This is a genomic window from Nocardia amamiensis (genome assembly GCF_015477605.1).
Taxonomy (GTDB): domain Bacteria; phylum Actinomycetota; class Actinomycetes; order Mycobacteriales; family Mycobacteriaceae; genus Nocardia; species Nocardia amamiensis_A.
This window is the reverse complement of the sequence record NZ_JADLQX010000022.1, coordinates 1-19,810: the sequence shown is the minus strand read 5'-3', so window position 1 is coordinate 19,810 and position 19,810 is coordinate 1. Positions and strand designations below refer to the sequence as shown.

Sequence of the window (19,810 nt, the reverse complement as noted above, 5' to 3'; positions counted from 1 at the left end):
TTACACCTCTCACCGGTGCAGGCAATGTCGGGACCGCCATCGCGTGTGCCCCGAATTTTGGGGGCAGCAACGCTCGACACCCATTGCAGCTGTGGGAATTTCACATTTGCGAGTCGTCGGGCAGCCGGTGAGGATGGCTACGTGTCACACACCCCGGTATCGCTGCGCGCACTCCCCCGACTACGCACCCGTGACTTTGCGCAGATCGGTGGGCTGCTGCGCCCCGGCACCCACCGTTCCCCCTTGCTGGAATTCGGGGATCGGTTCGTCGTCTCCCCGCCGGGATTTCCGACCATGCTCGTCACCCACGACATGGACGATGTGCGAGAAGTGTTCGCCAACCACGACGACTTCTCGATCGGGCAGGTGCTGAGCCGACTCTCCAGCCACGACGTGATGTTCGGCAAGCAGACATTGATCTTCCTCGACGGTGACGAGCACCGCCGCGAACGCCGGCTGTTCGCTCCACCGTTCCAGCACAAGGCACTCCAGTCCTACGAAGATCTCATGGTCGAGGTGGTCGAGCGCGAGCTTCCCAGCTGGCCGGTCGGTACACCGTTCGAGTTCCTGAAGGTTGGTTACGACCTGGCCATCGGTGTGCTGCTCGGCGTCGTCTTCGGTGACGTGGCTCCGGCCCGGAGGGACCGGCTGAAGCAGGCGGTGAGCCGGTGGTTCGGGGAGATCGAAAGCCGGGGTTTTCTCGCCGTCACCTTGCTCACCCCGCTGTTCGGCGGCTACACGCCGCCGTATCCGCCACTCGGTCGGCGCCAGTCCGAGGTCGACGCGATCATCATCGAGGAGATCGCCGCACGCCGGGCCACGCCCCAGGACGGGAACGACCGGAAAGACGTGCTGTCCCGGTATGTCGGCACCGAACTGGATCAGCACGACGACGCCGCGCTGGCCCGCAACATGCGCGGCATCCTGCTGGGCGCCTACGAGACCACCGCGATCACGCTCGGCTGGATCGCGGCCATGCTGGCCGGCCATCCGCACGCGATGGCCGAAGTGGACGCGGCGGCCGACGCGGGCGACCAAGCCCGGCTGGACGCATACCTCGACGCCGTGGTCGCCGAAACAATGCGGCTGCGCCCGGTGTCCCCGTTCACCGGACGGCGAGCACTGCGCGACACGGTGATCAACGGTGTCCACATTCCAAAGGGCGCCATCGTCATAGTCCCGATCCTGCTTATTCACGAATCTCCCCGGCACTACACCGATCCGATGGCCTTCCGCCCCGAACGCTTCCTCGACGAGCGCCCCAAGGGCCACACCTGGCTGACCTTCGGCGCAGGCCCGCATCGCTGCCTGGGGGCCAACTTCGCGCTCCTGGAAGCGCGGATCCTCTTCCGCACCGTCTTGCAGCGCCGCCGCATCGACTCCACGCCCGGCTCCGTCGAACCACCGCGCCGGTACCACACCGGCCTCAGCCCCGCGTACAACGCGCGGATCACACTTCGTCCGCGCTGAGGTATTCGGTTGGGAATCTTGTCGGCATGCCCGACTACATTTCCCGATCAGTGAGGGCGTCCAACCGGGATCCGGTGGTGCCTATTCTTCGAGCAGTGGGAGTGCCGATGGGCGTGATCCTGTCGTTCATCAAGGTCACCGGCGAGCAACTGGACCAGTTGGCGAAGGCGGAGGCGGAGACGGAAGAGCTGTGGGACCTGGAGACCGCCGACGGTGATCCCAGCGGTTATCTGGACAAGTCGTGGGACGGCCTGCGGTACTTGCTCGAGGCGGCCGAGGTGGAGGTGGACCTGTTCTTCGACGGAAACCTTCTCCACGACGAGTACTACGGGTGGCCTGCGGATCTGGTCCGGGCGACGGCCGAGCGTCTGAAGGCGACGCCGTTCGACCTACTGGCCGCGCACTACGACGGCACCGCGATGGACGACGCGGACGTCTACCCCCGCATCTGGTCCCGCGACGGCGACGAAGGCTTGGACTACCTGCGCTACCACTACGGCGTCCTGGTCGCCTTTTTCGACAATGCCGCCCGTTCCGGTGCGGCGGCGGTCATGCACTTCGGGTGATCCGCATCCGTGCGGCGCACGTAGAGCGCGACTACACCCACGGGGCCACGGGATACCACGGGATGATGTCGCGCATGGCCAGCAGGCGCACGTCCCAGTAGAGGAACGTGAAGACGCCCACGATGAGCAGTGCACCGGCGCTGAGGACGCTGACGCGACGCGGATCGGCTTGGAACCAGCGTTGCAGGCGACCACCGACGAGGACGGTGAGGGTCAGCAGGACGGCGAGGATCAGGATATTGCCGATGGACTGCAGGACGAAGGCGCCCGCGGCGTAGAGCGGGTTTCCCTCTTCGGCGACGTCGCGGAACAGCTTGCGAAACAACGGGAACGGGCGTCCGATGAGGAAGGCGCCGATCAGCCCGCCGAAGAAGATCAAAGGTGCGTTGGGGAATCGGGCGGCGATGCGGGCGAACGGATCGCGCACCAAGCCGAGCACGGCGAGTCCGAGATAGATCATGATCAACCCGATCACCCCGAACACCGCCATGGATTGCACGAGGCGCGCGGGCATCTGGCCCGGTTGGCTGGGCGCGGTATCGAATTGCGGCATGTCGGTACCAATGATGCCGACGACGACACCGTAGGCGGCGGACACGACGACCATCCCTGCCGCCATCCACAGCAGCGGCCGCAGCACCGCCCGCACGCGGTCCCACCAGCCGCCCGCGCTGCCCGCCAAAGGAGCCACCGCACCGAACACGGCGATATTGCACGCGGTGAACGTACCGGCCAGGCCGGAGACGAACGCGAACACCACACCTGCGCCGATGCCGGTGATCGCGGTGTCCTCGGCATCGTGACCGAGCAGCCCGTCGGCCACCGTGCCGCCGATCGCGCGGTCCACGAACGGCGCCGACCACACCACGGTCAGCAGGAACCCGCCGAGCACGCCGAGCAGCAGGACCACCCCGCGCCGCCGCGGATAGTGCCCGTTGACGAACACACTGGTCGCCTCGGAATGTTCGAGTACTGGCGAAGTCATTGCGGTAGAAGGGGATTCGAGATTGGTCATCGGGATCTCCTGTCGGCAACGCACCGGCGGCGAAACACCGGGCGTCCTCATTGTCGGATATCCGTGACCGCGAGTTCTACTGATTGACCGACAAGAACACCAATCGCACCGCGGTCCTGCTGTTCTCGCCTGGAGTCTGCTCGGTCGATGACCGCGACGTATCCGGCCGGCGGGCGTCGGCATCGGTCCTGGGCACCAGCGCGCGTTCGAAGTCGGCGACGGACCGGGACGACTCGGTGACCGACGCGCCGCCGCTGTCGGCGGCGTGGTCGCCGACAGAACGGTAGAAGGTGGCGTTACGCGACGCGGCCATGCCGACTTGGGTCGTGAAAAGGTCAGGTTCCCGAAATGGTGTGCAGTGTTACCTGGCTCAGTTGCCCTGACTGTATTCGGGCGGTCAGGTAGGTGTGGTGCGGCTGTCGGCGTCGATCCGTCGGCGAGCCGGGATTGAGCAGCCGCAAACCGGTGTCGGTGACACTATCCCAGGGGATATGACTGTGTCCGAAGACCAGCACGTCGGTGTCCGGGAAGTTCCGCGCGCACCGCTGCTCACGGCCCTTCGCGGGTCCGGTCTCGTGTACCACCGCCAGCCGCAGGCCATCCAGTTCTGCGCGGGCGATCTCCGGTAGCCGGGCACGCAGTTCGGGTCCGTCGTTGTTGCCGTATACGCCGATCAGGCGCTTGGCACGCGCTTCGAGCCGGTCCAGCAGCGCGACCTCCACCCAGTCGCCCGCGTGCACGACAACGTCGGCGGCGTCGACCTCGTTCCATACGACCTGCGGCAGATCCCGCGCGCGCTTGGGCACGTGGGTATCGGAGATGATCAGCAGCCGCACGGACTCCGGTGTATCACGCCGCGGAGGCTGGCCCGCGCGGAAACGCAGCGTGGTGCGCGGAATGTCTGCGGCGGCGGCCCACCCGGCTTACGTCACACAGAACTCGTTGCCCTCGGGGTCGGCCATGGTCACCCAGGTGTACGGCCCCTGCCGTCCCTCGTGCAGGACCTTCGCTCCGATGCCGACCAGACGCTCGACCTCGGCCGCCCGGTGCTCGTCGCCAACCCGGATGTCGAGGTGCATGCGGTTCTTGACCGTTTTCGCCTCGGGGACCAACTGGAAGAGGACACGCGGCCGGTCGGGATGGCGGATCGCTGTTCCCACCTTCCACACCAGCTTGCCCCGATGCGTAGTCGTCTCGTCCTCCGACACCCGCCCCTGAGCGACCATGCTGCGGATGAACTCCTCGTCTTGAGGCTCCACATCCCAGCCCAGCGCCTCGGCCCACCAGTCGGCAAGCGTGTGTGGGTCGGCACAGTCCAGGACAACCTGAAACTCGAATCCCATACCCGGGACCCTAGACCCCACGTACGACAACTCCAGGTGGGCGCGCGCTGAACCGTCATTGCCGGCGTGATTCGCGGGGAATCAAGCACCCCAGCCTGATGCGACAAGCCCGACAAGCCCGGTCCGATATGCCGCTGTCAGTTCGACGTGCGGGGCTTCACGTTCCGTGCTCAGGGGCGGTTGAACTCCCCATCCGCCACACCTACGGTGAAAACGTCCCAGGCATTGGGCGCGAACGTCAGTGCCGGGCCGGTCGGGTTCTTGCTGTCGCGGACGCCAATCAGGCCCCCGTCTAGGAACGTGACTTCGACGCAATCCTGACTTGCTCCGCTGTGGGTGCTCTTGAACCATTTCACGTTGGACCGGTCAACGTTCACTGTCGTGCTCCTTGATCTGGAATCGCACTACTGGCAGTTGAATTCGCCATCCGTCAAGGCTTCGGTGAAGGCGTCCCACTCGCCGGGCGTGAACACGAGCGCCGGGCTGGTGGGGTTCTTGGAGTCACGAACTCCGACGTGCCCGCCGTCAAGAAATGCCACCTCGACACAGTCGCCATGCCCTCCACTATGGCTGCTCTTGAACCACTGTGCCCCGGACAAGTCGGTGTTCACCCTGAATACTCCTTCACCATCTGCCGTAGCAGACTCCTGCTTGCTTGCGCGTCCAGCGCGGAGCGGTGGAGGGTCGTGGACGCGCTGTTATATATTGCGACCTCCGCGTCCTCCTCAAAGTACAGGTTGCTGGTGAAGGACTCGACATACACCACGGGCGGATCGGCCTCGAACGACAGGATCGAGAAGGCACCGGTAGCTGTCCCTGCTGGATAACCGGCGGTGAACGGCAGGATGCGGATGCTGATGTTCTCGCGGGTGCTCATGTCGGCGAGATGGGCCGCTTGTGCGCGCATGATCCGCCGGTTTCCGACGACCCTGTGCAGTATGGCCTCGTCCAAGACCAAGTTCACCTTCAAGGGTTTGGTCTTGCGGGTCAGGCTGGCTTGGCGCTGGAGTTTGAGCTCGATGCGCCGGGCCTGTTGCTCTTCGGAGTCGTGCGGGAAGAACAGCTGGTTGAGCGCCTTCGCATAGTCGGCAGTCTGGAACAGGCCGGGTACCAGTTCGGATCGGTAGATGTCGATCGATCGTGCTTCGGACTCCAGCCCGACGTACACGTCGAATCGTTCTTGCATGACTTCGGTGTGCTGCTGCCACCATTTCTTCGGTTGCGCAGTCGCCTCCTCGAGCAGGGCGATCAACGCTGCCACTTCGTTCTTGTCGTCAATACCGAGGACTTCGCACAGGTCGCGTACGTCACGATCGTTGAGGGTGCCGAGATACCCTCTCTCGATGCGCGATTGAGTCGGGACGCTCCAGCGCATCGCTTTCGCAACATCTGGCTGCCTGAGATTCGCTGCGTTGCGAGCCTCGCGGATGTGGTTGCCAAACCGGCGTCGTGGTAGCGACGGTGGCGGTGTGCTGTCCTTGGCCATCTGTCCCCCTTGCACTTTCAGAATGAAAGATATTGTCCAATAGCTTGATAGATTTCCAGGGAGTTTTCGGCAATCCCTTGATATTTTCAGATTGATGCCGTCAGCGCGCGAGATCGGTGGTCTCCTGGATGTGCGCCCGGTTGGGGAGGTTGCCCGAGTTGCTCTGCCCGCTCCCCGGTTCCCCTTACATCTGATCGGACGGGGCTGGGCGCACCTTCAGCGACGAGTGTGAGCAGGGGATCACCGATGGACTACGGAGCATTTGCGGACACGCCACTGTCCCGCGTCAACTACTACCGGCAGGTGTGTGATCTGCCTGCGGTCATCGATCCGCCGTGCATGGGCCGGATCATCATGCGCGCAACCCACGTGTGGGGCATCGTCATGCCCGCACCGCTCGGCGCGGCGGTCAGAAACCATATGCGCCAGCAATATTCGATGATCGGGCCGATCATGTCGCACCCGCGATCGAAGCGGTGGACGATCCTCACCAGACCCGACCTGCCCAACGATGTCCCGCTATTCGCGGAACTGTTTCGGCTGAATGTGTCCATCGTGCGAACCGGAGGAACAATCGCGCTTCCGAGCCCCGATAACCGATCGGCGCATGTGCGACTGTGGGTCGAAGCACCGAGCTGCCCGTTCCGCCCGTCCGGTCGGGTCGTGGTCGACGCCATCCGAGCCTGCGCCGGCCCGGGCAAGCCTCCAAGGGCGGCGGCGAATGTCTGAGTCGGAACTGCGCAGATCGCTGCGATTGTCGGAGTGCATCGGCGCTGTCTTCCGGAACACGACCGACACGCTGATGTACGTGGGCTGTCCACAGTGTCGCCGCGTCGCACCGGTGCACAACGACGTGATCGGCGAACACGTCGGCCTGTCGGGCTGTGAATGCCCGGCTGCCGGGCTGCGCGTGGTCGACGACAGGTCCGATTTCGTCATCGGTGGTGGCCGTTGACCGGCAGCGGCAAACCCACAGACGCCCACGCGTCCCCCCGGCCGACCGAAGCCGATGTCCGCCTCAGCGTGTTCTGGCACGGCCTGCATCTCGAATTCGCTGCCTGCACCACAGCCGCGCACGCATTCGTCAAGGAATGGAGATCCGCCCACTACGGCGACGCGGTGGAAGTCTTCCCGGACGGCGCGGAAGTCCTTCCCCGCCTTCCTTGCGAACGGCTCTATCTCGACCCATGATCCGAGCAACCAGCTGGCCGGTTCGTAGACCCACCTGCCGGTACTCGTCGATGTTGGTGACGATGATCAGAATCTTCAGACCGGCTCGAACCCAAGCCCTACTTCACGGTGACCGTGATCGTCTTCGTCTGTGTCTTGGCGGGCAGCTTGGTGGTGTCGACCATCAGCACCTCACCCGAGTCCTGCACGCCGTTGGCGAGGATCTTCGCCTTCAGTCCGAACGGTGGCTGGTCGCCGGTGGCGGCCTCGATGCCGAAGTCGCTGTCGTTGGCGATGTAGATGGTCGTGCCGCCGTCACGGGTGGCGACGCCCTCGATCTTGTCGTGGCCGAAGAACTTGCCGTCGGCGTTCAGGCCGTCCAGCAGGCCGCCGAGGTCCAGGTTGGACTTCTTGGTGACGGGGGTGATGCCTGCCTTCTGCAGCGTGGCGACGCCGTCGGCGGTGGGCACGGCGCCGACCAGCAGCTCCAGCGGCTTACCGTCGACCAGCAGGCCCTTCTCCGGATCATATTGCGCACCCTGAACTTTCGCCTGCGGGCCGACATCGGTGGCGCCGGTGATGTCGATGGTCCACAGCTTCTTATTGGCCCTGGGCGTCTTGTTGCCGTCGCGCTCGTCGACCAGGAAGGTGGTGTTGCTCAACGCCGTGATCTCCGAAACCGCGAGCTTCTGCTTCGGATCATCCAGCGGATACACGAATTCCTTCATACCCCGGGTCTTCAGATCCACGGTGACGATCCGGGTCATCGGTACCTCACGCGCCGACGCGACACCCGGCTGGTTCAGTGCGCTCTGCACGATGCCGACCAGCGTGTTGCCGTCCGGCGTGATGGTGAGCCCTTCCATGCCCTGGTTGGGGGTGCGCAGCGAAGGTTCGTTGGGCAGACCGCGTCCCGGCACCAGCCGCTCCAGCTCGGTGCCGTTGGCGTCGAAGTGCACGATGAACGGCCCGTACTCGTCGGATACCCAGAAGGTGCCGTCGGGCAGCGCGACGAGCCCCTCGCTGTCGATGCCGTGATCGGTGGGCGGCAGGACGTTTCCGTTGAGGTCGCGGATGGTCTCACCGGTGCTGGCGGAGGTGTCGACTTGGCCGTTGAACGGCTGGCCGGCCGGATTCTTCAAGGGGATTGTCGCTTCCAGCACCGCCGTGGTGCCGACCATCTTGAACTTGGCGATGGCGGGCGTGAACGTCGGCACGGGCGCGAGCTTCTCGTTCTTGGCTTTGCCGTCCACGTTCGGACCGCGGTCGGTGAGACCGTAGAACTCGTCGGTCGATCCGGGCACCGGCGTGAACGCCGACCCGTACCCGCTGCCCGGCAGGCTCACTCCGCCGAAGTCGCCGAGCGGCGGAATGTCGGTGGTGAACAGCTTCACAGCGTCGGTGGTGGTCACGGTGATGCTGTCGGACCCGGTGTACCCGGCCGCCGGTGTGTACACCACCGCACCGTCGATTCGCCGGGAGATCGTGCCGTGCTGCGGATCTGCGATCGCGACCGCGGCGCTGCCGCCGGTCTCGGCCAGCAGATCATTCAGCGAGATCACCAGCGGCTGATCCTTGGTAGCGGTAAAGTCTCCATCCGAGCTCGACGACGAGCAAGCGGACAGAACGGCGGTCGCGCACACGGCAACGGTGACGAGTGCGTTTCGGGTACTGCGGCGAATTCTCACCAGCGATGCTTACCATCCGAGCTCGACCACCAGTTGACGTCGAGCTGAAAAGCGGCGGTCGATCCGCGGAACCGTCCCGGGTCGCCGCCTCTGCCTATCGCTGTCGGCGACAGGTGCGGCTGCGTGCTCGGCTTAGAATCCCGACGGTGGGACTGCTGTTCGATACGCGTGCGTCGGATTCGCCGTGGATCGCCTCTGTGTGGACATGCCGGAGCGAGCAGGTCACGGAGATGACTTCCGTCGCGACCGAGACCTGGGGTTTGGTCTTCTGGGAACAGGAGGGCACGGCGTACGCGGGCGTCACAGGTCCCGAGAGCCGCACCGGCACCGCCCCTGTGCCGGAAGGCGCGACCTTCGTCGGCATCCAGTTCGCGGTCGGCACGTCCCTTCGCGCGGTGGCCGCTCCCTCGCTGGTCGACAGTGGGATCGTCTTGCCCGATGTGACCCGCCGGGCTTTCTGGCTGGATGGTGCCCGCTGGGAGACGCCTCATCCGGACGACGCCGAGGCGCTCGTCGACCGATTCGTCCGAGACGGAGTGGTGGTCCACGATCGCTTGGTCGCTGAGGTTCTGCGGGGCCACCGTCCAGCGGTCACCGATCGCACGCTCGAGCGCCGCTTCCGGGCGGCGACGGGCCTCACCCGAGGCGCGGTGCGGCAGATCGGGCGCGCCCGCTCCGCCGCGGCACTGCTGAGTTCGGGTGAGGCCGAGAGCGATGTCGTCAGCATGCTCGGGTACTACGACGAACCGCATCTCGCCCGGGCGCTGCGACGGTACGTCGGGCGTACGGCACGGCAGCTCCGCGAGGGGCTCGGCGGTGCGATCGCGCTCGATCCCGCTCAGCGCACGACGTCGTAGACGAGCTTGGCCACTCCGTTGGAGTAGGTCGCGGACTCCCTGAGGCGCAGCCTCTGCTTGTCCCGGTCCGCTCTGCCGAACAGGCTCTTGCCTGCCCCCAGCAGTACCGGGAACACGAGCAGGTTGTACCGGTCGATCAGATCGGCGTCCGACAGACGTCGGGCCAGTTCGGCGCTGCCATGGATGAAGATCGCGCCACCATCGCTCTGCTTCAGTTCGGCGATATCGTCGATCGACCGCAGGATCGTGATCGGGCCCCATCCGTCGATCACGGCATCGTCGGTAAGAGTGGTCGAGACGACGTACTTGGGAAGCTCCTTGTACGCGACGTGATCCTCCGAATCGCGCCAGATCGGAGCGAACGCCTCGTAGCTGCGGCGGCCGAACATCAGCGCTGTCGTCTCAGCGAGTTCCTCCGCCTTGAGCGAGAAAGCCTCGGGCACGAACTCGGTGTCCAACACCCAGCCGCCGCTGCGGTGCCCTTCGACCTTGCCGCCCGGCGAGTCCACCACTCCATCGAGCGACATGAAGCCCGTGTAGACCAGTTCACGTGTCAAAGAATCCTCCTGAGAATGGACGGCGGAAGCTGGCGGTGGCCAGCTGATACAGGCGGCCCAGGCGTCAGCTCGACACCCCGCCTCGGGCCGCCGCTCGCCAGCCTAGGGCCAGGTGGCGCTGCCGTCTTGGACGAAACCGACACTGCTCCGCGCGGGCGCCGCCGATCTCAGCAACCGGCAGATCGCGGAACGGCTCGTGGTATCACCGCGCACCGTCGACCGGCACCTGGAAAGCATCCTCGGCAAGCTCGGCTTTTCTTCGCGGACACAGCGCGAATTAGAAAGCCGTGGCATCGGAGGGTTGCACACGCGGCGGTGGCGACTCCGGACTGGGAACGCGCAATCCTGCGTACCACGAACGGTATCCACCGCCGCGTGCAACTCGGCTGGTTACAGGCAGATGCTGAGCTCGATTTGGCCGACCGGGATGGGCAGGCACACTTCCACCGAGCCCGAGACGTCCACCGAACCCGAGACGGGGGTGGCCGTGGTGGCATCCGCGGAGGCGATGCCGCCGCTGAGAGCTGTGGCGGATAGTGCGAGCGCGGCGACAGCGAGCGGACGGATAATTCTGGAGGTCATACAATCATCCTCGGTTGTACTATGTGACGCGTCCCGGATTCGGAACGAGCCAATCACATCACGGGGCCATGGACGGCGGCTCCCCCATTTGGACGATTCGGTGTTTTTCAAATCGTTATATACAGACCGCGAAAATTTCTTGGTGAATGTTCACAATGAAAGTCATGAATATGCACAATATCCATGTTGATTAGTTGCTTGTTCTTCGTTCGACATCGAGTACTGCGCGGGCATGTCGCGCCACCCACCCGTACAAACTTCCTCATCCCACCTGCCTCACCTGTTCGATCCAGGTCCAGATGGCGCGGGATGAAAGTGAAGGCGTCCTCGAACGTCCCGGACGCGACCGGGACGGCGAGGTACCCCAGGCCCGACAGTGGCCCGGGACCGGCTGGCATCAGAGGTGTCAGGTGTTCTGGGGGAAGCCGAGATTCACTCCGCCGTGGCTGGGGTCGAGCCAGCGGCTGGTGATCGCCTTGGCGCGGGTGAAGAACCGCACCCCTTCGCTGCCGTGGGCGTGGGTGTCGCCGAACAGGGAGTTCTTCCAGCCGCCGAAACTGTAGTAGGCCATGGGAACCGGAATCGGGACGTTGATGCCGACCATGCCGACCTCGACCTCGTTCTGGAAGCGGCGGGCTGCGCCGCCGTCGTTGGTGAAGATGGCGGTGCCGTTGCCGTACGGGTTGGCGTTGACCAGTTCCAATGCCTGGTCGTAGGTCTCGACCCGCACGACCGACAACACCGGGCCGAAGATCTCGTCGCGGTAGACACTCATGTCCGGGGTGACGTGGTCGACGAGGGTGGGGCCGAGCCAGAACCCTTGGGAAACATCGATATCGGTGCCGCCGTCATCAGCGGCGACGTCGCGGCCGTCGACGACGAGAGTGGCGCCGTCGGCCTCGGCGGACTCCACGTAGCCGCGGACGTTGTCGCGGTGGGCGGCGGTGACCAGTGGACCCATATCGGCCTCGGCGAGCCCGTCGCCGACACGCAGGCGGCGGGTGCGTGCGGCGATCTTGGCGACCAATTCGTCGGCGACATCGCCGACGGCCACAGCCACCGAGATCGCCATGCAGCGTTCCCCCGCGGAGCCGAATCCGGCGTTGACCATGGCATCCGCGGCCAGATCGAGGTCGGCGTCGGGCAGGATCACCGCGTGATTCTTCGCGCCGCCGAGGGCTTGGACTCGTTTGCCCGCAGCGGTCGCGGTCGAGTAGACGTACTGCGCGACCGGGGTGGAACCCACGAAGGACACCGCCTTGACTGCCGGGTTGACCAGTAGTTCGTCAACAGCGGTCTTGTCGCCTTGCACGACATTGAAAACCCCGGGCGGCAAACCCGCTTCGGCCCACAGCTGCGCCAGCCACAGCGACGCCGACGGATCCTTCTCACTCGGTTTCAGCACCACGGTGTTCCCGGCGGCGATCGCGAGGGGGAAGAACCACATCGGCACCATGGCGGGGAAGTTGAACGGAGAGATGATCGCGACCGGGCCGAGTGGCGCGCGCACGGTGTATGCGTCGACGCCGGTGGAGGCGTTCTCGGTGTATCGACCCTCGAGCAGATACGGTATGCCACAGGCGAATTCGACGACCTCCTGGCCGCGGGTGACCTCGCCGAGCGCGTCGGAGAGAACCTTGCCGTGTTCGGCGGTGATGACGGCGGCCAGTTCCGGCTTGCGCGCGTTGAGCAGCTCGCGGAAGCGGAACAGGATAGCGGTGCGCTTGGCCAGCGAAGTGTCGCGCCAGCTCGGGAATGCTGCCGTAGCGGCGTCGATGGCGGTGCGGACGTCGGCGACGTCGGCCATCCGGACCTGTCCGGTGATCTGTCCGGTGGCCGGGTTCGTGACCGGCGCGGTCACCGACGCGGTTCCGGTGAAAGGCTTTCCGTCGATCCAGTGGCCGATATCGCGGGTATTGGTCATGGTTCCCTCTCGGGGCGATCAGGCGCGGTGGCGCGCGATGTAGTCGGTCGTGTGCAGGGAAGCCGCGGGTCGACGACCATGTCCGGCCAGGTGTCGCGCAACCACGCGTGGGCCGGGTCGTGGCTGATCCGCCAGGCCCGCTCCGGTCCGGGACCGGCCATGATGTTCAAGTAGTACATGTGGTGGCCGGGGGCGGCGATCGACGGTCCGTGGTAGCCGTGCGGCACCAGTACCACGTCGCCGTCGCGGACTTCTTCGAGCACATCAATGGGGTGCTCGGGCGTGCCGTAGACCCGGTGGTAGCCGAACCCCGGCGAGTCGTCCGCGCCGCGGGCGAATTCGAAGTAGTAGATCTCTTCCAACGGGGTCTCGGTCTCGGTGAGTTCGTCGTGCTTGTGCGGCGGATACGACGACCAGTTCCCGCCAGGGGTGATCACCTCACAGGCGATGATCGACTCGGCTTCGAAGGTGTCGGCGGTGGCGAAGTTGTGCACCTGGCGGCTGCAGTTCCCGGCGCCGCGCAGTTCCACCGCCACATCCGCCGCCGCGACGTATCGGAACGGCAATTGCCGGTGTGCGCGGGCGCCGCCGAGTGCGAAACGCCCCCCTGCCGTGCTGGAGACCGTGTAGGAGCTGCCGCACCCGACGTAGGCGAAATCGGTCGGTCCATCGAAAACGTTTGCGCGGCCGACTAATTCGTATGAGTCGCTGCCGCAGGAAACTGTGCACGAGCCGGAGAGCGGCACCACGACCACCTCGTCGTGGTCGGTGTCCGCCCGATACCAATCTCCGGCGCCGAGCTCGATGACGTGCAGGCCGGCGTGGTCCCAACCGGCGGATTCGGGCGTCACGGCGACGAGATACGGGGAGCTCGCGGTACCGCGGGCGGGCAGGTAGTGCTTGCTGCGCATCGCGGTCACCGCACCAAGGACACGGCTGTGTCGACGGCCCCGGCGACGTCGCCGTCGCGTGGATACAGCAGTGCGCGACCGACGACCAGCCCCCGGACACCGGGCAGGGCAAGGGCTTTCGCCCAGCGGGCGTAGGTCGTCTCGGGCGCGGTCTGTGGGTCGCCGCCGAGCAGCAGCGTGGGCAAGGTGGTCGCGTCCATGACGCGTTCCATCTGCTCGACGACGGGCAGCTTCAACCAGGTGTAGGCCGAGGTGGAGCCGAGTCCCTGCGCCAGGTGCATGCTCTTGATCACCGCATCCGGCGACAGGTCGTTGACGACCCCGGCGCCCGGACCTCCGGGGCGGTGCGACATGAACGGCTCCAGCATCGCGACCAACCCGTGCGCGGCGAGTTCATCGATGGCGGCAGCGCTCGCGGTCATCATCGACAGGGTGCCGGGGTCGGTGAGATCGAACCGGTTGAGCATCTTGGCGCCGTTGAGGCCCGCAGCCGCGGTGGCGGCGGCCGTGTAGGCGGTCATCCGGTCATCGAGTTCGAAGTCCGCGCCCGCCAAGCCACCCCGGTTCATCGAGCCGAACACGACCTTGTCTTCCAGTGCTCCGAGCAGCAGCAGGTCCTCGATGATGTCAGCGGTGCCGAGAACGCCGTCCACACCGGGCCGGTTCAAGGCCATGACCAGCCGGTCCAGCAGTTCTTTGCGATCGTTCATGGCATGCGGGTCGCCGGAGGCGGACAGTGCTCCGCGCGCGGGATGGTCGGCCGCGATGATCATCAACCGGCCGTCGCCGCGCACCAGTTCCCGGCTCTTGCGCGCCTCGAATGCGCGTGCGATCGCCCCGGGATCGGCGGCGCGGACCTCGGACAGTTCGGCATATGACCGGATCGGCGGCGTGATCGTTGGAGGGGCGGCCAGCGTGGCTTCGGTCATCGGATCAGGCCTTTCCAGTCAGCGACGGCGCGAGCTTCAGGTTCGGGTGCACACGAGGACGGCGTTTCCGCTGCTCCGACTGTGCGCCCCGACATTCGTGGTTGTCAAGGCTTTGTCCTGACATACTGACTTCATGACAACTTGGCACCTGAGCGGCCTGAAAGACCTACGATGAACCCGCCGGAGCCGACCGCTTTCCCGAGGAGCCACCCTATGTCCGCGCCCTTGGATATCCCCATCGACCGCAACAGCCCGGTGCCGATGTACTTCCAGCTCGAGCGAGCCGTCGAGCAAGCGATCATCGAGGGGCGACTGACCCCGGGCGACCGGATCGAAAACGAGGTCGCACTGGCCAAACGCCTGAATGTATCCCGCCCGACGGTACGCCAGGCGATTCAGTCCCTGGTCGACAAGGGGCTGCTGGCGCGCAGGCGAGGGGTGGGCACCCAAGTGGTGCAGAACCAAGTTCGCCGCCCCGTCGAGCTGACCAGCCTCTACGACGACCTGCTCACCGCAGGCCAGGAGCCGACCACCGAATTGCTCGATTACCAGCTCGGTACGCCGGACGCCGATATCGCCAAGGAGCTGGGCGTGCCCGCGGACGCACGTTTCGTGACGTTCCGCCGCCTGCGTCGTGCGGGCAGTGAACCACTGGCGATCATGACCAATCACGTGCCCGCGGAATTCGCACCGGCGCCCGACCAGCTAGAAGCGCACGGGTTCTACGAATGCCTGCGCGCCAAAGGAATCCACATCGCGCTTGCGCGGCAGCGGATCGGCGCACGCAGCGCTACCCGCGCGGAGGCGCAGCTGCTGGACGAGCGCACCAATGCGCCCTTGCTCACGATGCAGCGCGTCGCCTTCGACGACTCGGGGCGCCCCGTCGAGCTGGGTCGCCACGTCTATCGAGCCACCCGGCACTTCTTCGACACCACGGTGCGGCACTGAGGTCGGATTTGTCCGGACAAAGCGTGCCGCCCGTGTGGTCACGGGCGGGGCAGGTCGGCGGTCATCGCATTGCCCGGGCTGCCCTCCAGGTCGCGCACCGGCAGTAGGTCGGGCCGCTTGGCGGTGCGGCCGTCGCCGGAGGACCGTCCGGTGAGGCGGCGTCCTATCCAAGGTCCGAGAAAGGTCGCTGCCCAGCGGAGTTCGTCGGCCAACGAGCCGGGCACGGGTAGGGGCGGTCCCAGGGGCCTGCTCCAGCTGTCATCGCTGCCGGGCAGTTGCAGGGCGTGGGCGAGCGCGTCGGCGATGCGCTGATGGCCTAGCGGGCTGGCGTGCAGCCGGTCCGGACTCCACAGCCGCGGATCGGTGACGACGGCATGGCGGGCGGTGTCGGCCACGATGACGCCGTGGCGCTCGGCGGATGCTCGAATGCGCTGGTTGAGTGCCGTGACGCGGCCGCTGATCAGGCGGGCGAGCGGGGTGATCCGCGCGCCGTCCGGGAAGGTCACGGTGGCCACGACCGCACCGTGGGCGGTGAGTTCGGCGAACATCGCGTCCAGGTGGCCTGCGACCTCGTCGGCGTCGAACCCGGGGCGCAGCAGGTCGTTGACGCCGGCGGCGACGGTGGCCAGATCCGGGCGCAGGCGCAGTGCGGCTTCGAGTTGCTCGGCACGAACCTGTCCAGCGAGCTTGCCGCGGACGGCGAGGTTGGCATACCGCAGTTCGGGGTTGGAGGCCGCAAGACGTTCCGCCAGGCGGTCGGCCAAGCCGCGCAATCCGGTTTGGTCGTCGCCGTCCCCGACGCCTTCGGTTTGGCTGTCACCGAGAGCGACATATCGCGAGTATGTGCCGTTGGTCATGTGGCAGGGGCCGTTAGGTGCTGATGGTCGGCTGGCATGCCACTAAAATAAGACACGCTAGACTAATTGTCTAATATGGGTCGGTCGGTGCCGCTGATCCCGGGCGCGGCACGCTGCCGAGCGCATGCCGGAAGCGCTTGTCGAATCGTCGGCCGAAGACCTGGTCGGGCTCCGGCGGCCCTGCCCGAGACTCGTTCGCTACGGACTCGGCTGGGGCACATTGCAATCCGTGACCTTGGGATTCAGGCCCAGGTAGTTCAGTGGACCGGCGACGACCGTCAGCGCGATCGAGCCGAACCCCGCGCAGTTGATCGGGCCGCTGTCGAAATAGTCGCGCTGGCCCGCCGCGATTATCCCGACGATCAACCAGGCCAGGATCAGCAGACTGCCGAGGCTCATGTTCTTCACGTGCATCGTTCCGGTCCTTCTTGCGTGGATGAACCGAGTATCCGTCTCAACCGGCGACACGCCCGCAACTTCGCACTCCGATTGCGTGCCGCTGCTCCCCTGCGCCGATGCCGTCCCCCGGTCGCGTGCGGAACACGACCGCTCCCTTCGGTACGTTCCACCAGGGGCCGCTCGTCTCGCTCGACAGATCGGCCGGAGTGAACACAGCCCGATCCGTGCGGCCCACACGATCCACCGCGCACCTCCTCGACACCGACTTCGGTGCCGCTTTGCGGCGGTGATCTCGTGACGCAGATTGCCCGCCCGATTCAGGCCGGACACCAATAGGTCGCAAGCTGTGCAGACCTGAACCGGACAACCGACGATGGCGGTAATGGGACTGCCGGGGGCAGACGATCACAGCAACCCGTACCGATGTGGTGCCGGTGGTTCCTGCATTGCAAGGTTCAGCGTCCGAGGCAACCGTTCAACAGGTACGTTCATGGGAAAGAGCGCTGCACAGTAGATGCGGCGACGAAATCGTGAATGGCGGCGTGCGGGCCGCCCGATTATCGAAGGGACGCTTTCCGAAGAACAAGGAGGTGGGTGCAGCAGTGAAGGACTCGGATTTCACTCCCCGACTGCGGGCGTGGCCGGCATTGCGAGTCGACGACTGGACTCCGACACGCGAAACCTTGCATATGTGGACGCAGATTGTCGGAAAAATCAGGCTCGCCCACGCTCCCTTGGTCAACCACTGGTGGCAAGTCACGCTCTACGTCAGCCCGCGTGGACTGACCACCTCTGCTATTCCGCATGCGGCGGGTTCGTTCGACATCGAGTTCGACTTCGTCGACCATCAGCTGCACGTCCGGTCCAGCGATGGCCGCACCCGGCAGGTTGCGCTCGAACCCAAACCGGTCGCCGTCTTCTATGCCGAAACCCTCACTGCACTCGATGAACTCGGAATTACCACGCGGATCCAAGCCAGACCCAACGAGGTCGATCCGGCGATACCCTTTGCCGACGACTACGAGCATCGATCCTATGACGCGGTGGCCGCCACCACGTTCTGGCGGCAATTGGTCGCCGCCGACCGCGTCATGCACGAGTTCCGGTCGCGTTTCATCGGCAAGGTGAGCCCGGTGCATTTCTTCTGGGGAGCGATGGATCTGGCGTGTACCAGGTTCTCCGGGCGGACCGCGCCACGGCATCCGGGTGGTGCTCCCAACTGCGGCGACTGGGTGATGGTCGAGGGTTACTCGCATGAATTGAGCAGCTGCGGATTCTGGCCGGGCGGTGGCGCGGAGGGCGCCTTCTACGCCTACGCCTATCCGGAACCCGACGGATTCGCCAATTACCGCGTCGGGCCGCGGGACGCGTTCTACAGCAAAGACAACCGGCAGTTTCTGCTGGCGTACGAGGCGGTGCGCACTGCCGCGGAGCCGGAGCGGGCGCTACTCGAATTCCTCGACACAACATACGCGGCCGCCGCCGAACTCGGCCACTGGGACCGCGCGGCCCTCGAGGCCGACCCCGAACGCTGGAACCACGAGCGCCGAAGCTACACAACACAGCAGCGTCCGTGACCTACCGCCCAGATGTACCAGCCAGCGAGTATTACCAGGCACAGCGTGTCCCGGGACTGGTATTTGCACACATGCGTACGTATCAGAGATCGCGCGCAGCCGCTCGATCCGCCGCTGGGCGAGGTGAGCGGCGAGTCGCTCACGCAGCTGACGTTGCTGGAGGCGTTGCTGTACTGCCGGTGCTGGGGAGATCACCGATACCTTGGTCGAGTTGCTGAATCCCACGGTGCACCGGATCAACGCCCGCGCGGCGGTGCGGGTCACCAACGAGCTGATCAAGGAGTTCAAGCGGGTCACCGGCAAGGAGAACTTGCTGTTCAAGGTGGCCGAGGCAACGGTGGACGCAGGCGACAAGCTGGTGCGCGACACGGGTGTTCCCGGTCGCGCCGCGAGGGGTGTTGCGGGATCTGGTGGCCGAGTTCAAATCTTCGGGGCCGACGTATCAGCGCACGGTGAAGGGCACGCTGCGCTCCTCGTACACCAATCACTACCGGGCCGGGCTGATCAAACTGCTGTCGGCGCAAGCTTTCTCGGTGTGCCAGACCTGGTGGTAGGCGTCGATCGCGAAGGCGGGACCGGCGCTGGTGAGCGGACCGCCATGTACGCTTCGTTCATGCGTTCGATACCCAAAATCGCGACCGGAATCCGGCAAAAGGGATTATGGCAATGGATCGGTGGCGCGGTGAGCATCTTCGTGATCCTCGCAGTCACGGCCTGCGGCGGGATCACGAATTCGAGTTCGTTCCCAACCCCGTCAACCCGAGAATCTGCCCCGCCAACCCCAACCAAGCCGCTCACGCCTTCGCCTCCCCGGCCACAATGGGCTGCTGTTGGCCAGCCAATCGAATTCGCGGACACCTTTGACATGCGGGGCACCAGCTTCGACGCCCTGCCACGCATCACCATGACGGTCACCTCAGCACAAACCACGAACACGGATCCGCACATCCCCGCCGAATTCCGGAAGGCGGGAGAGCAGTACTTGATCCTGACCGTCAAAACAAATTCTCCCAACCCCACTCATGTTCCTTCAATGGGGCATTTTCAGCTGGTGGCACCGGATGGCGCGACATTCGAACTGAATGAAAACGTGGCCTACCGGCCGGACGGTTATGAAAATGGGAACGGTGTCCTGATGTACAATGTTCCCGCGACTGGAATCCCCAAGGGCACCAAGGTGCAAGTGGAACTGTACCGTGGGCAGCCGTTCGGCTGGGTGGTCTCGTAATCCTTATTCCACAGATGTCTTCGCAGGCCATCCTGCCGATACTCCCGTCTATCGCCAAGCACGACCCAGCGGCGATCTCTGCCGAGTAGGTAATTCACGGTACTCGCCGGATCACTTCCAGAGTTTGGTCCGATTCGACGTTCCGCTACAGGGAGGAGGTGAGTTGGATTGAGTTACTTAGACCATGTCTCACATGGATGTAATTCGTTCTTGGCGCATTGAGATCGGTTGTGTTGCATGATGTTCGGTCGTGGTGGATGCGTTGTCGCGGCGGCTTGTGCCGGACGAGTTGTGGGATCTGGT

At 65.2% G+C, this 19,810-nt stretch carries 24 protein-coding genes and 1 pseudogene; 10 read left to right on the top strand and 15 right to left on the bottom strand.

Going from position 1 to position 19,810, the window contains the following annotated elements:
• The first annotated feature begins 141 nt into the window (after nt 1-141).
• Both IU459_RS25845 and IU459_RS25840 read left to right on the top strand, forming a co-directional pair.
• On the top strand, nt 142-1,470 hold the full coding sequence (locus IU459_RS25845; protein WP_324199024.1) for a cytochrome P450: 1,329 nt from the start codon (nt 142-144) through the stop codon (nt 1,468-1,470).
• A gap of 95 nt (nt 1,471-1,565) precedes the next feature.
• Nucleotides 1,566-2,036, top strand: a complete 471-nt coding sequence (locus IU459_RS25840) for a YfbM family protein (RefSeq protein WP_195132169.1) — start codon at nt 1,566-1,568, stop codon at nt 2,034-2,036.
• Between the two features lie 31 nt (nt 2,037-2,067).
• Here IU459_RS25840 and IU459_RS25835 read toward each other — a convergent pair whose 3' ends face one another.
• The 7 genes from IU459_RS25835 to IU459_RS25805 all read right to left on the bottom strand — a co-directional run bounded on the left by IU459_RS25835 (nt 2,068) and on the right by IU459_RS25805 (nt 5,880).
• On the bottom strand, nt 2,068-3,051 hold the full coding sequence (locus IU459_RS25835; protein WP_195132168.1) for a hypothetical protein: 984 nt from the start codon (nt 3,049-3,051) through the stop codon (nt 2,068-2,070).
• Nucleotides 3,052-3,127: 76 nt separating this feature from the next.
• Nucleotides 3,128-3,364 carry a hypothetical protein gene (locus IU459_RS25830; protein WP_195132167.1) on the bottom strand — a complete coding sequence of 79 codons (237 nt, stop codon included), beginning with the start codon at nt 3,362-3,364 and terminating at the stop codon, nt 3,128-3,130.
• A 22-nt stretch (nt 3,365-3,386) separates the two neighbouring features.
• Entirely contained in the window at nt 3,387-3,887 is a 501-nt protein-coding gene (locus tag IU459_RS25825; protein ID WP_195132166.1) for a metallophosphoesterase family protein, read from the bottom strand.
• 87 nt (nt 3,888-3,974) lie between these two features.
• Nucleotides 3,975-4,394 carry a VOC family protein gene (locus tag IU459_RS25820; RefSeq protein WP_195132165.1) on the bottom strand — a complete coding sequence of 140 codons (420 nt, stop codon included), beginning with the start codon at nt 4,392-4,394 and terminating at the stop codon, nt 3,975-3,977.
• A 170-nt stretch (nt 4,395-4,564) separates the two neighbouring features.
• On the bottom strand, nt 4,565-4,771 hold the full coding sequence (locus tag IU459_RS25815; protein ID WP_195132164.1) for a DUF397 domain-containing protein: 207 nt from the start codon (nt 4,769-4,771) through the stop codon (nt 4,565-4,567).
• A gap of 27 nt (nt 4,772-4,798) precedes the next feature.
• Entirely contained in the window at nt 4,799-5,005 is a 207-nt protein-coding gene (locus IU459_RS25810; RefSeq protein WP_195132163.1) for a DUF397 domain-containing protein, read from the bottom strand.
• The gene (locus IU459_RS25805) at nt 5,002-5,880 is read right to left on the bottom strand and encodes a helix-turn-helix domain-containing protein (protein WP_195132162.1); all 879 of its coding nucleotides are present in this window, start codon (nt 5,878-5,880) and stop codon (nt 5,002-5,004) included. The genes IU459_RS25810 and IU459_RS25805 overlap by 4 nt, the downstream gene beginning before the upstream one ends.
• 246 nt (nt 5,881-6,126) lie before the next feature.
• Here IU459_RS25805 and IU459_RS25800 point away from each other — a divergent pair, with 246 nt between their 5' ends.
• From IU459_RS25800 to IU459_RS25790, 3 genes are read left to right on the top strand one after another with little or no spacing between them, the layout of a single operon-like run.
• Entirely contained in the window at nt 6,127-6,609 is a 483-nt protein-coding gene (locus IU459_RS25800; RefSeq protein ID WP_195132161.1) for a DNA-directed RNA polymerase subunit beta, read from the top strand.
• Nucleotides 6,602-6,835 (top strand): hypothetical protein, encoded by a 234-nt coding sequence (locus tag IU459_RS25795; RefSeq protein ID WP_195132160.1) that lies wholly within the window; start codon nt 6,602-6,604, stop codon nt 6,833-6,835. Before IU459_RS25800 ends, IU459_RS25795 begins: the two co-directional genes overlap by 8 nt.
• Nucleotides 6,832-7,071, top strand: a complete 240-nt coding sequence (locus IU459_RS25790; protein WP_195132159.1) for a hypothetical protein — start codon at nt 6,832-6,834, stop codon at nt 7,069-7,071. The genes IU459_RS25795 and IU459_RS25790 overlap by 4 nt, the downstream gene beginning before the upstream one ends.
• A gap of 98 nt (nt 7,072-7,169) precedes the next feature.
• On the opposite strand, the gene IU459_RS25785 is transcribed toward IU459_RS25790, so the two are convergent.
• Entirely contained in the window at nt 7,170-8,693 is a 1,524-nt protein-coding gene (locus IU459_RS25785; protein ID WP_324199036.1) for an esterase-like activity of phytase family protein, read from the bottom strand.
• Between the two features lie 275 nt (nt 8,694-8,968).
• Here IU459_RS25785 and IU459_RS25780 point away from each other — a divergent pair, with 275 nt between their 5' ends.
• Nucleotides 8,969-9,595 carry a helix-turn-helix domain-containing protein gene (locus IU459_RS25780; protein ID WP_228838518.1) on the top strand — a complete coding sequence of 209 codons (627 nt, stop codon included), beginning with the start codon at nt 8,969-8,971 and terminating at the stop codon, nt 9,593-9,595.
• On the opposite strand, the gene IU459_RS25775 is transcribed toward IU459_RS25780, so the two are convergent.
• Nucleotides 9,577-10,152: a dihydrofolate reductase family protein gene (locus IU459_RS25775; RefSeq protein ID WP_195132157.1), complete on the bottom strand. Its 576-nt coding sequence runs from the start codon at nt 10,150-10,152 to the stop codon at nt 9,577-9,579. The genes IU459_RS25780 and IU459_RS25775 overlap by 19 nt on opposite strands.
• Nucleotides 10,153-10,309: 157 nt before the next feature.
• Here IU459_RS25775 and IU459_RS39405 point away from each other — a divergent pair.
• Nucleotides 10,310-10,423 (top strand): annotated as a pseudogene (locus IU459_RS39405) (response regulator transcription factor); the annotation flags it as partial.
• A 119-nt stretch (nt 10,424-10,542) separates the two neighbouring features.
• On the opposite strand, the gene IU459_RS25765 reads toward IU459_RS39405, so the two are convergent.
• From IU459_RS25765 to IU459_RS25750, 4 genes are all read right to left on the bottom strand, one after another.
• Nucleotides 10,543-10,734: a hypothetical protein gene (locus IU459_RS25765; protein WP_195132156.1), complete on the bottom strand. Its 192-nt coding sequence runs from the start codon at nt 10,732-10,734 to the stop codon at nt 10,543-10,545.
• Nucleotides 10,735-11,140: 406 nt separating this feature from the next.
• On the bottom strand, nt 11,141-12,658 hold the full coding sequence (locus tag IU459_RS25760; protein WP_195132155.1) for a CoA-acylating methylmalonate-semialdehyde dehydrogenase: 1,518 nt from the start codon (nt 12,656-12,658) through the stop codon (nt 11,141-11,143).
• Complete coding sequence (gene iolB / locus IU459_RS25755) at nt 12,655-13,569, bottom strand: 5-deoxy-glucuronate isomerase (protein WP_195132258.1); 915 nt, start codon at nt 13,567-13,569, stop codon at nt 12,655-12,657. Before iolB ends, IU459_RS25760 begins: the two co-directional genes overlap by 4 nt.
• Nucleotides 13,570-13,574: 5 nt before the next feature.
• Nucleotides 13,575-14,498 (bottom strand): Cgl0159 family (beta/alpha)8-fold protein, encoded by a 924-nt coding sequence (locus IU459_RS25750; RefSeq protein WP_195132154.1) that lies wholly within the window; start codon nt 14,496-14,498, stop codon nt 13,575-13,577.
• Nucleotides 14,499-14,711: 213 nt separating this feature from the next.
• Between IU459_RS25750 and IU459_RS25745 the strand changes: the two genes are divergently transcribed.
• A complete protein-coding gene (locus IU459_RS25745) occupies nt 14,712-15,446 on the top strand; it encodes a GntR family transcriptional regulator (protein WP_195132153.1) in 735 nt (244 codons plus the stop codon).
• Nucleotides 15,447-15,484: 38 nt separating this feature from the next.
• On the opposite strand, the gene IU459_RS25740 is transcribed toward IU459_RS25745, so the two are convergent.
• Nucleotides 15,485-16,303 (bottom strand): SGNH/GDSL hydrolase family protein, encoded by an 819-nt coding sequence (locus tag IU459_RS25740; protein ID WP_195132152.1) that lies wholly within the window; start codon nt 16,301-16,303, stop codon nt 15,485-15,487.
• A 198-nt stretch (nt 16,304-16,501) separates the two neighbouring features.
• On the bottom strand, nt 16,502-16,702 hold the full coding sequence (locus IU459_RS25735) for a hypothetical protein (RefSeq protein ID WP_195132257.1): 201 nt from the start codon (nt 16,700-16,702) through the stop codon (nt 16,502-16,504).
• A 590-nt stretch (nt 16,703-17,292) separates the two neighbouring features.
• On the opposite strand from IU459_RS25735, the gene IU459_RS25730 reads away from it, so the two are divergent.
• Nucleotides 17,293-18,279 (top strand): DUF5996 family protein, encoded by a 987-nt coding sequence (locus IU459_RS25730; RefSeq protein ID WP_324199023.1) that lies wholly within the window; start codon nt 17,293-17,295, stop codon nt 18,277-18,279.
• A 202-nt stretch (nt 18,280-18,481) separates the two neighbouring features.
• Nucleotides 18,482-19,507, top strand: coding sequence for a hypothetical protein (locus IU459_RS25725; protein ID WP_195132151.1), 1,026 nt, complete (start codon nt 18,482-18,484; stop codon nt 19,505-19,507).
• Nucleotides 19,508-19,810 lie beyond the last annotated feature (303 nt).